Genomic DNA, 11022 nt, shown 5'->3' on the forward strand with positions numbered 1-11022 from the left:
GCTTCACGCCCGCCTGGATGGCGCCGGCGACGACGTCCAGGAGGGCCGCCTCGCCGGCGCGGTGTCCCTCGACGCGAGTGAGTCCCTGGCGGTTGGCCCAGCGTCCGTTGCCGTCCATCACGATCGCGACGTGCTCCGGCACCGCGCCCTTCGGGAAGGCCGGCGGGTACTCCCCCGTCCAATCGAGCGGGCGATAGGGGACGGCGTCGCGGTGGGTGTACGGCTTCGGGGTCATCGACTCGATTCCAGGTGCGAGAGGGAACGGATGCCGCGCTCCAGGTGGAACTGCGCGTACGCGGCGACGAGGCCGGAGGCGGCCGCGGTGGTGCGGTCCGGCGCGGCATCCACGACGTCCCACTCTCCCGCGATGAGCGAGCGCAGCAGGTCGACGGTGTCGCGCGCGACCCGCGGCGAACCGGCGGGTGCGCACGCGGAGCACACGACCCCGCCCATCTGCGCGAGGAAGAAGTCGTGGTCGCCGACGGTTCCGCAGCGGGCGCATTCGCCCAGGCCCGGGGCCCAGCCCGACAGTGCCATCGCGCGCAAGAGGTACGAATCGAGCACGCTCCGCGATGCGTGGTCGCCGCGCGCCAGTGCCCGCAAGCCCCCCACCAGCAGCAGGTACTGCTGCGGCGTGGCCTCGGCCTCGTTGAGACGATCGGCCGTCTCGACCATGGCGCTGGCGGTGGTGTACCGGTCGTAGTGCACCGCGATGTCGGCGCCGTACGAGCCGAGGGACTCGGCCTGCTGCACGATGTCGAGGTTCCGACCGCGATAGAGCTGGACGTCGGCCACCATGAAGGGCTCGAGCCGCGAACCGAAGCGCGACGACGTGCGGCGCACGCCCTTCGCGACGGCGCGGATCTTGCCGTTGCGGCGGCTGAGGAGGGTGACGATGCGGTCCGCCTCCCCCAGTTTGTGGGTACGCAGGACCACGACTTCGTCGCGGTAGGTGGGCACAGTCCATTATCGGCCCGCCGTCCCGGGAGTGGCCTGCGCGGCGCGCACGGTCGGGCGTCACGGAGCCGGAGAATGGATGCCGTGAACCCGCCCGTCTTCATCATCCCGCTGTGGGCCGACCTCATCGCGGTCGGACTCGGCGGTGTGCAGGGAGCCCTGTTCGCCTCCGGATTCCAGGGACAGCGGCGGCTCGACCTGCTCGGCGTCGCGATCATCGGCATCCTGCTGGGGATGGGCGGCGGTCTCATCCGCGACCTGCTGCTCGGCCTGACTCCCGCGACCTTGCAGAACAACTGGTACCTGATCACCGCGACCGTCGCCTCGCTCGTGGGGATGCTGCTGTCGGGCATCTTTCAGCGCTTGAACCGGGCGATCATCATGCTCGACGCCGTCGTCATCGGTCTCTTCGGCGCGTTCGGCACCTCCAAGGCGCTCGCGCTCGGACTCCCCGCGGTGCCGGCGGTGTTCGTCGGGGTGATCGCCGCGGTCGGCGGCAGCGTGCTGCGCGACGTGCTCATGGGGCTCCCCGTCGCGATCATGCACGTCGGCTCGCTCTACGCGGTCGCGGCGGGCGGCGGCTGCGCGGTGCTGGCCACGACGGCGGCGTTCGGCGTCCCCCTCCCGATTGCCGCGGTCATCGGCGTCGCGGTCACCACCGTGATCCGCGTGCTCGCCGTGCTCTTCGACCTCTCGCTCCCCGAGCAGCGCAAGCTCTACCGGCGCAAGGTCGCCGTCGAGACGACCGGCATCCCGATCATCCGGGTGAACGACCCCAAGTGAGGCGGTGGCACCTCACGCTCGTATGACTGTGACCTCGTCGCCGACGCGGATCGTGCCGCCCCCGTCGACCGGCAGCAGCAGGATGCCGAGTGTCGGCGTCGCCTGACCGAATTGCGACGTGAGCACGCGGAGCAGGCGAGCATCCCGAACACCCGTGTCGGGGTTGGCGGTGATCGCCGCGCACCGCTCGATCGGCTTCTGCACGGTGAAGGCCACGTCGCCGATGCGCAGGGTGCCCGCCCACTCGAGCTCCTCCCACGGCGCCGTCCCCGCGAGGACGACGTTGGAGCGGAAGCGGCGATCGTCGACGGGCGCGGGGACCGCGGCATCCACATCGGCGACGGAGGCCGCACCGTGCAGCGACACGTATCCCTGCGGTCGGTCCTGGAACCGCGACGTGCGGCCGTCCCCGACGAACGCGAACGGCAGGACGCCCTCCTCCTCGAGCAGGCGGGCGTCGGGGGTGGTGCGCAGGTACGCCGTGACCGCCGCGGCGAGCTCGGCGCGGCCCGCCGGGTCGTCGATGTCGGCGTCCACGTCGATGTCATCGACGCGCAGCCGCACGTGACGCGCCGCGTCGTCGTACGCCACAGCGATCCGCGCGAGCGACGGGACGCCCATGAGCGCGAGCCCGCGGCTCTTCGGCCACACGGTGTCGTCGGGTGACTCCACGTCGGCGAACGCGAACGCCAACGACCGGTCGCCCTTCACCCGTCCATCGGGCTGCACGACGAGCTCGTCGCGACGCTCGGGCGTGAAGCCCTTCACGGGATAGCGGTAGAGGGCCTCGACGCGGATCACGGCCCCATCCTCGCATCCCGGGAGAACGCCGAAGCGCCGCCGACCGCGGGGTCGACGGCGCTTCGAGGCGACTCAGACGGCGGCGAGGGCGCCGGAGCGCTCGCGCGTGCGGATCGCGCGGTTCACTCCCGACACGATGGCCTTCAGCGACGCGGTGGAGATGTCGTTGTCGATGCCGACGCCCCACAGGCGCTGGTCGTCGACCTGCAGCTCGATGTACGCCGCGGCCTGCGCATCACCGCCCGAGCTGAGGGCGTGCTCGACGTAGTCGTACAGCGTCACCTCGATGCCCTGGGCGCGCACGATCTCGAGGAACGCCGCGACCGGGCCGTTGCCGACCGCCGAAGCGGGCTGCGCCGCCTCGCCGTCGCGCAGCGTGACCTCGAGCGAGACGTCGCCCGACATGTCGCTCGACGAGCGCGTCGACAGCAGCTCGAAGCGGCCCCAGCGCTGGTCGTCGTCCTTCGTCGGCAGGTACTCGTCGGTGAAGATGTCCCAGATCTGGGCGCTCGAGACCTCGCCGCCCTCGGCGTCGGTGCGCGTCTGCACGACCCCGGAGAACTCGATTTGCAGCTTGCGCGGCAGATCCAGCGCGTGGTCGGCCTTCAGCAGGTAGGCGACACCGCCCTTGCCGGACTGCGAGTTGACGCGGATCACGGCCTCGTAGGAACGGCCGAGGTCCTTCGGGTCGATGGGCAGGTACGGCACGGCCCATTCGATGTCGTCGATGTGCTTGCCCTCGGCGGCCGCGCGGGCCTCCATCGACTCGAAGCCCTTCTTGATGGCGTCCTGGTGCGATCCGCTGAAGGCGGTGAACACGAGGTCGCCGGCCCACGGGCTGCGCTCGGGGACGGGCAGCTGGTTGCAGTACTCGACGGTGCGCTTGACCTGGTCGATGTCGCTGAAGTCGATCTGCGGGTCGATGCCCTGCGTCAGCATGTTCACGCCCAGCGCGACCAGGTCGACGTTTCCGGTGCGTTCCCCGTTGCCGAACAGGCACCCCTCGATGCGGTCGGCGCCGGCCATGTAGCCGAGCTCGGCCGCAGCCACTGCGGTACCGCGGTCGTTGTGCGGGTGCAGCGAGAGGATGACGTTCTCGCGGTGGTTCAGGTGCCGCGACATCCACTCGATCGAATCGGCGTAGACGTTGGGCGTGGCCATCTCGACCGTGGCGGGCAGGTTCAGGATGACCTTGCGCTCCGGCGTCGGCTGGAAGACCTCGAGCACCTCGTTGCAGATGCGCAGCGCGAACTCGAGCTCGGTGCCGGTGTAGCTCTCGGGCGAGTACTCGTAGAACACCTGCGTCTCGGGGATCGTCGCCTCGTACTTCTTGCACAGGCGCGCCCCCTCGAGGGCGATGTCGACGACGCCCTGCTGGTCGGTGCGGAACACGACCTCACGCTGCAGGACGGAGGTGGAGTTGTACAGGTGCACGATGGCCTGCTTGGCGCCGGCGATCGACTCGTACGTGCGGGCGATGAGGTGCTCGCGCGCCTGCGTCAGCACCTGGATCGTGACGTCGTCGGGGATCAGGTCTTCTTCGATCAGCTGACGGACGAAGTCGAAGTCGGTCTGGCTGGCGCTCGGGAAGCCGACTTCGATCTCTTTGTAGCCCATCTTCACGAGCAGGTCGAACATGACGCGCTTGCGCTCGGGGCTCATCGGATCGATGAGGGCCTGGTTGCCGTCGCGCAGGTCGACGGCGCACCAGCGGGGCGCGGTCTCGATGCGCGTGCTCGGCCACGTGCGGTCGGGCAGGTCGACCCGGATCTGCTCGTGGAAAGGACGGTACTTGTGCACCGGAGCGGAAGTGGGCTTCTGGGTGTTCTTCATGATGTGTCGCTTCTTTAGATTCGTTCGGTGGGGCCGACGACGATCTCCGCGACGAGGAAGGCCCTTAGAACGAGGACTCGTCGCGGCAGCTAAGAAGAAGCAGGCCACCGAAGCGCATGCTGCGATCGTAGCACCCGCCCGAACCACGGCCCGCTCACGGGAGCAGCGCGACCTTTCCCCCCGGGTGCCCCTGCATCACGAACGTCACGGCCTCGACGGCGTCGACGAGCGGGAAGGTGCGGGCGATGGGGACCTCCAGATCCCCGGATGCCGCGAGTTCGAGGACGCGGGCGCGGGCGATGTCTCGGAACCGCGCGCTCTCGGGGCGTGCGCCGGCGATCCACAGGATGCCGTCTGACTCGGCGCGCTGCGGCGAGACGATCGTGACGATGCGGTCGCGTTCGGTGACGAGGGCGACCGAGACGTCGATCGCCTCGTCGGTGCCCGCGGCATCCCACGCGGCGACGACCGGCTCTCCGCCGGCCGCATCGAGAACGCGCTCCCGCAGCCCCTCGCCGTACGCGACCGGGATGCCGCCGTACTGCCGCACCCGCGCGGCTGAGGACTCGGATTCCGGGCCGACGGTGCCGATCACCCGGATGCCGAGCACTCGGGCCTGCTGCAGCAGGCTCACGCCGACGGCGCCCGCAGCAGCGTGCAGCAGGACGGTGTCGCCGGCCGCGGCGCGGGTGACCTGGATCATCTCGGCGGCCGTGGTCCCGGCCAGCAGCAGGTTCGCGGCCTCGGCGTGGGACAGCGTCCCGGGCTTGGCGAAGACGTCCCGTGCGGGGACGGTGAGTTCGGTGGCGTACGCGCCCTGGACGCGGAAGGCCACCACTTCGTCGCCGACGCTCAGCGGCCCGGAGCCGCCGACGGCGTCCGGCCCGACGGCGGCGATCTCACCCGAGAGTTCGTATCCGATCGGCGTCGGGAAGGTGGCGCCGGGCCGCGCGGCGGCGACGTGTTTGGCATCCGCGGGGTTGATTCCGGCGGCGCGGACACGGATCGTCACCTCGCCGGGGCCCGGGGCCGGCACCTCGATTTCGTCGAACGTCCAGTTCTCGACCGGTCCCGGCTCCCAAGCCCGCCACTGCTGCGCCATCGTCGTCGTCCTTTCGCCGGTGTGCCGGGGGTCAGAACCCGAGGCGACCGAGCTGTTTGGGGTCGCGCTGCCATTCCTTGGCCACGCGCACGTGGAGCGACAGGTATACCCGGCTCCCTACCAGCGGTTCGATCCCCTTGCGCGCCCGCGCACCGACGTCCGCCAAGCGGGATCCCTTGCGTCCGATGATGATCGCCTTCTGGCTGTCGCGCTCGACGATGATGCTCGCGAAGACGTCGGTCAGGTCGCTGTCCTCGCGAGCGGACACGTCGTCGACCGTCACCGCGATCGAGTGCGGCAGTTCATCCCGCACGCCGTCGAGGGCGGCTTCGCGGATGATCTCGGCGATCCGATCCTCGAGCGACTCATCGGTCACGACGTCGTCGGGATACAGCGCGGGGCCCACGGGCATGAGCGCGAGCAGCTCGTCGCTCAGCACGTCGAGCTGGTCGTTCGTGACCGCGGAGAGCGGGATGACGGCATCCCAGTCCTCGCGCAGTGCATCGACCTCGACGAGACGTTCGGTGATCTGCTCGCGCGTGGCGGCGTCGGTCTTGGTCACCAGCGCGACCTTCTTCGCGCGGGGGTACCCCGACAGGGACTCGGCGATGCGTCGGTCGCCCGGCCCCACCTTCTCCGTCGCCGGCGCGCAGAACGCGATCACGTCGACGTCGCCCAGAACCTGCTCGACGAGGTCGTTGAGGCGCTGTCCGAGCAGCGTGCGCGGGCGATGGATGCCGGGAGTGTCGACGACGACGAGCTGACCCCCCGGGCGGTTGACGATGCCGCGGATCGCGCGGCGGGTGGTCTGTGGCTTGTCGCTCGTGATGGCGACCTTCTCGCCCACGAGGGCGTTCGTGAGCGTCGACTTGCCCACGTTGGGCCGCCCGACGAAGGTCACGAAGCCGGATCGGTTGTCGCTCATCTGTCGTTCCTCTCGCGACCGGAACCCGCAGGCGCCGCGTCGTCGTCTTCGTCTTCTTCGGCTCGTTCGACGATGACCGTCGCGATACCGCGATTGCGTCCGCGCGAAGCCCCGCCCGTCATGACCAGGCCGGAGTGCTCGGCGGTCGCGCCGGGCTGCGGGATGCGTCCGAGGGCCTTGCCCAGGAGTCCGCCGATGGAGTCGACGTCCTCATCGTCGAGCTCGAGACCGAACAGGTCGCCGACCTCGTCGAGTCCGAGGCGGGCGCTCACGCGGAACCGTCCGTCGTCGAGCGGCACGATCTCGGTCGACGGGGCGTCGTACTCGTCAGAGATCTCGCCCACCAGTTCTTCGATGAGGTCTTCGAGAGTGACCAGCCCCGCGACGCCGCCGTATTCGTCGACCGCGAGGCAGACGTGCACGGCATCCTTCTTCATCTGCTGCAGCAGCGTCTCGGCCTTCATGGACTCGGGGACGAAGACCGCCGGGCGCGCGATCCGACGAATCGGCGCGTCGCGCCACCCGGCCTCGTCGCCGAACCCGAACTGGACGAGGTCCTTCAGGTACAGCATCCCGACGATGTCGTCCGCGTCGTCGTCGGCGAGGGGCATCCGCGAGACGCCCTTCTCGAGGAACAGCGCGAGGGCTTCGCGCGAGGTCGCCGCGGCATCCACCGTCACCATGTCGGTCCGCGGCACCATGACCTCGCGGACGTAGCGGTCGGTGAAGTCGAAGACCGAGTGGATCAGCTCGCGGTCGTCCTGTTCGATGAGCTCGTTCTCGGCCGCCTCGTCGATGATGCTGAGCAACTGCTCTTCCGATGCGAACGAGGTCGAGTGCGAGACGCCCGGTGTGATCCGGTCGCCGACGGCCACGAGCCCGTGGGCCAGGGGGCCGAGCAGGATGCGCATGCCGCGGATGACGGGGGCGCCGCCGCGGAGAAGTCCGGTCGCATGATGGCGTCCCACCGCGCGGGGGCTGGCGCCGACCGCGACGAACGAGATCCCCGTCATGAGGACGGCCGCGGCGGCCACGGCGAGGCCGATGTTGTCGAAGAGCAGCATGAACGCCGCCGCGACGAGCACGGCCGCGGTCGTCTCGGACAGCACGCGGATGAAGACGACGGCGGTGACGTGCGCGCTCGGGTCCTCGGCGATGCGCTGAAGCGATCGCGCGTTGCGACCGGACGAACCGAGCTCGGCGAGGTCGGCGCGCGAGGTGACGCCCAGGGCCGCTTCGGAGGCGGCCATGAAGCCACCGAAGGCGACGAGGAGGAATGCCGCGACGAGGAGGAGGGCCTCGGTCATGCGTGGCGGCGACGCTCGACGGCCTGGAAACCGGTGATGAGCTCGCGCTGGAGTCCGAACATCTCGCGCTCCTCGTCAGGTTCGGCGTGATCGAAACCGAGGAGGTGGAGGAGCCCGTGGGTGGTGAGGAGGATCAGTTCGTCCTGCGTCGAGTGCTTCGCCGTGACCGCCTGGGTCTCGGCGACCGCCGGGCACAGCACGATGTCGCCGAGGAGCCCCGCGGGGGTGGGCGCATCCTCGGTGCCGGGCCGCAGCTCGTCCATCGGGAAGCTCAGGACGTCGGTCGGACCCGGCTCGTCCATCCACTGCACGTGCAGCGACTCCATGGCGCCCTCGTCGACGAGCACGATCGCAACGTCGGCGTCGGGGCTGACGTGCAGCTCCGAGAGGTTGTACTCCATCAGGCGCAGCAGCACCTGCTCGTCGACCTCGTGGCCGGATTCGTTGTTGATCTCGATCGTCATGAGCGGTTTCGTCTCGGGAGGTGATCGCGCGGACCCGCGGGGCGGGCCGCGCCGCGGCGTTCGGCACGGGTGGCGAGTTCGGAGGCCTCGTCGCGTTCGCGGCGGGCCACGAGACGCTTCTCGTCGTACTCGCTGTACGCATCGACGATACGGCCGACGAGGGTGTGGCGCACGACGTCGTCGCTCGTGAGGTACGAGAAGTGGATGTCGTCGATGTCGCCGAGCACGCGCGTGACCAGGCGCAGGCCCGACGCGCCTTGCGGCAGGTCGATCTGCGTGATGTCGCCCGTGACCACCATGCGCGTGCCGAAACCCAGACGCGTGAGGAACATCTTCATCTGCTCGGGCGTGGTGTTCTGCGCCTCGTCGAGCACGACGAACGAGTCGTTGAGGGTACGCCCGCGCATGTACGCCAGCGGGGCGACCTCGATGGTTCCCGTCGCCATGAGCTTGGGGACGATGTCGGGGTCCATCATCTCGTTGAGGGCGTCGTAGAGCGGCCGCAGGTAGGGGTCGATCTTGTCGGTCAGCGTTCCCGGCAGGAATCCCAGGCGCTCGCCCGCCTCGACGGCCGGGCGCGTCAGGATGATGCGGCTGACCTCTTTGCGCTGCAGCGCCTGGACGGCCTTGGCCATCGCGAGATACGTCTTGCCGGTACCGGCCGGACCGATTCCGAAGACGATCGTGTTCTCTTCGATCGCGTCGACGTAGGCCTTCTGGCCCATGGTCTTGGGCCGGATGACCTTGCCGCGCGAGGACAGGATCGCCTCGCCGAGTACCTCGGACGGGCGCGGACCGCCGTCGGAGCGGAGGATGCGGCTGGAGTTCGAGACGTCGGCAGGGTCGAGGCCGTGACCGTTGCGCGTCATCGTCAGCAGTTCGTCGACGAGGCCGCGGGCCGCGGCGACGGCGGCGGCACCGCCCGAGATCGTGATCTCGTTGCCGCGCACGTGGACGTCGACATCGGGGTGCTCCTTCTCGACCACGCGCAAGAGGCGGTCCTGCGGTCCGAGGAGCTGCACCATCGCGACGCCGTCGGCGTACAGACGCTCGACGACGGGTTCTTCGGGGGAATCAGCCACCCAGGCTCTTTTCGTTCAGTCCGCCCGCGAGGACGTGGGCGTGTACGTGGAAGACGGTCTGACCGGCACCGGGGCCGGTGTTGAAGACGAGACGGAAGTCGCCGTCCGCATGTTCGGCGGCGACCGAATTGGCCAGGCCCACGATCTCGGTCAGCAGGTCGGGGTCGCCCGCGGCGAGTTCGACGACGTTGCGGTACTGCTCGGTCTTGGGGATCACGAGCAGGTGCACCGGCGCCTGCGGCGCGATGTCGCGGATCGCGAAGGCGTTCTCGGTCTCGGCCACGATCTCGGCGGGAATCTCGCCCTGGAGGATACGCGTGAAGATCGATGGCTCGGTCATGGCATCCAGTCTATCGACGGGGTGCGACACCGGGTCGGGCATGTGCCCCGGACGGGGCGCCGCCGTCACCAGCGGCCGGTCGCCGCCGAGAGGACCGAGATCGCCGCGGCTCCCGCGGTCGAGGTCCGCAGCACGGTGTCGCCGAGGCGCACGAGCCGGGCACCGGCGGCGCGCAGCGCCTCGAGTTCGTCCGGCGCGATTCCGCCCTCGGGTCCCACGACGAGCACGACGTCCCGCTCGTCGGAGAGAACGGATGCCACGACCGTGAGCCGCTCGGATGCCGACGGCTCGAGCACGAGGACGGTGGCCGCACCGGCCCGCTCGACGAGGTCGGCGAGGCGTGCCACGCCCTCGACCTCGGGGATCCACGCCCGGTGCGCCTGCTTCGCGGCCTCGCGCACGATCGTGCGCCAGCGCGCGAGTCCCTTGTCGGCCTTGGCATCCCACCGCGAGACGCTCCGCGCGGCCTGCCACGGTACGATCGCGTCGACCCCCAGTTCGGTGGCCGCCTGCACGGCGAGCTCGTCGCGGTCGCCCTTGGCGAGCGCCTGCACCAGCACGATGCGCGGCGACGGTGCGGGCAGCTCGGCGCGACCCGTGACGAGGACCGACACCTCTTTCGGTGCCACCGCGGTGGTCCGGCCCTCGAGCCACACCCCCCGTCCGTCGCCGAGGGTGACGGCCTCGTCCACGCGGACGCGGCGCACGGCGGCCGCGTGGTGCGCCTCGGGGCCCGTCAGCGTCACGACATCGCCCACGACGGCGGTCGCGGCGTCGTCGGTCACGAAGTGCAGCGCCACGGTCAGTGCCGGAAGCGGTCGCGGAACTTCGAGAACAGGCCCTGCTGGTGCTCGGCCAGACGCGGCTGGGGAGCCTTGGTGCGCTTGGCGAACTCCTCGATGAGCGCGCGCTCCTTGTGGTCGAGGCGCGTCGGTGTCACGACGTGTACGCCGACCTTCAAGTCACCGCGCTGGTTGCCGCGCAACGGCGTGATGCCGCGCCCCTTGATGGTGAGCACGTCGCCGGACTGCACGCCCGCGCGCACCTCGAGGTCGACGCTGCCGTCGAGCGACTCGATCGTCGTGTTGGTCCCCAGGATCGCGTCGGGCATCGAGACCTCCAGCGTGGCGAGCAGGTCGTCGCCCTCGCGGCTGAACGCTTCGTGCGGCTCGACCGTGATCTCGAGGTACAGGTCGCCGTTCGGTCCGCCGGCGGGCCCGACCTCGCCCGAACCGGGCAGCTGCAGGCGCAGGCCCGTCTCGACGCCGGCGGGGATGTCGACCGACACCGTGCGGCGCGCGCGCACGCGCCCCTGACCCTGGCAGGTGCCGCAGGGGTAGGGAATGGTCGTGCCGTGCCCCTGGCAGACGCTGCAGGGCTGGCTCGTCACGACGTTGCCGAGCAGGCTGCGGACCGTGCGCTGCACGT

13 protein-coding genes are annotated in these 11022 nt (G+C 70.2%); 1 reads left to right on the forward strand and 12 read right to left on the reverse strand.

Going from position 1 to position 11022, the window contains the following annotated elements; genetic code table 11:
- Both LQV45_RS10490 and recO read right to left on the reverse strand, forming a co-directional pair.
- Nucleotides 1-235 (reverse strand): undecaprenyl diphosphate synthase family protein (locus tag LQV45_RS10490; RefSeq protein WP_230006962.1); only part of this gene is annotated, 235 nt, incomplete at its 3' end.
- Nucleotides 232-960: a DNA repair protein RecO gene (gene recO / locus LQV45_RS10495; protein ID WP_230006963.1), complete on the reverse strand. Its 729-nt coding sequence runs from the start codon at nt 958-960 to the stop codon at nt 232-234. The genes recO and LQV45_RS10490, both read right to left, overlap by 4 nt.
- Before the next feature lie 72 nt (nt 961-1032).
- On the opposite strand from recO, the gene LQV45_RS10500 reads away from it, so the two are divergent.
- On the forward strand, nt 1033-1740 hold the full coding sequence (locus LQV45_RS10500; RefSeq protein WP_374208183.1) for a trimeric intracellular cation channel family protein: 708 nt from the start codon (nt 1033-1035) through the stop codon (nt 1738-1740).
- Nucleotides 1741-1752: 12 nt separating this feature from the next.
- Here the strand turns inward: LQV45_RS10500 and LQV45_RS10505 are convergent, their stop codons facing one another.
- The 10 genes from LQV45_RS10505 to LQV45_RS10550 all read right to left on the reverse strand — a co-directional run.
- Nucleotides 1753-2541 (reverse strand): MOSC domain-containing protein, encoded by a 789-nt coding sequence (locus LQV45_RS10505; protein WP_230006964.1) that lies wholly within the window; start codon nt 2539-2541, stop codon nt 1753-1755.
- A gap of 72 nt (nt 2542-2613) precedes the next feature.
- Nucleotides 2614-4374: a 2-isopropylmalate synthase gene (gene leuA, locus LQV45_RS10510; RefSeq protein WP_230006965.1), complete on the reverse strand. Its 1761-nt coding sequence runs from the start codon at nt 4372-4374 to the stop codon at nt 2614-2616.
- 154 nt (nt 4375-4528) lie between these two features.
- The gene (locus LQV45_RS10515) at nt 4529-5476 is read right to left on the reverse strand and encodes an NADP-dependent oxidoreductase (protein ID WP_230006966.1); all 948 of its coding nucleotides are present in this window, start codon (nt 5474-5476) and stop codon (nt 4529-4531) included.
- Nucleotides 5477-5507: 31 nt separating this feature from the next.
- Nucleotides 5508-6401, reverse strand: a complete 894-nt coding sequence (gene era / locus LQV45_RS10520; RefSeq protein WP_138172223.1) for a GTPase Era — start codon at nt 6399-6401, stop codon at nt 5508-5510.
- The gene (locus LQV45_RS10525; RefSeq protein ID WP_230006967.1) at nt 6398-7708 is read right to left on the reverse strand and encodes a hemolysin family protein; all 1311 of its coding nucleotides are present in this window, start codon (nt 7706-7708) and stop codon (nt 6398-6400) included. Before LQV45_RS10525 ends, era begins: the two co-directional genes overlap by 4 nt.
- A complete protein-coding gene (gene ybeY, locus LQV45_RS10530) occupies nt 7705-8172 on the reverse strand; it encodes an rRNA maturation RNase YbeY (RefSeq protein WP_230006968.1) in 468 nt (155 codons plus the stop codon). Before ybeY ends, LQV45_RS10525 begins: the two co-directional genes overlap by 4 nt.
- Entirely contained in the window at nt 8169-9197 is a 1029-nt protein-coding gene (locus LQV45_RS10535) for a PhoH family protein (RefSeq protein WP_230006971.1), read from the reverse strand. The genes ybeY and LQV45_RS10535 overlap by 4 nt, the downstream gene beginning before the upstream one ends.
- Before the next feature lie 49 nt (nt 9198-9246).
- Nucleotides 9247-9594, reverse strand: coding sequence for an HIT domain-containing protein (locus LQV45_RS10540; RefSeq protein ID WP_138172219.1), 348 nt, complete (start codon nt 9592-9594; stop codon nt 9247-9249).
- 65 nt (nt 9595-9659) lie between these two features.
- A complete protein-coding gene (locus LQV45_RS10545) occupies nt 9660-10394 on the reverse strand; it encodes a 16S rRNA (uracil(1498)-N(3))-methyltransferase (RefSeq protein WP_230006969.1) in 735 nt (244 codons plus the stop codon).
- A 2-nt stretch (nt 10395-10396) separates the two neighbouring features.
- Nucleotides 10397-11022: DnaJ C-terminal domain-containing protein (locus tag LQV45_RS10550; RefSeq protein ID WP_290370231.1), on the reverse strand; the 626-nt coding region annotated here is incomplete at its 5' end.

The organism is Microbacterium sp. Bi128 (assembly GCF_918698205.1).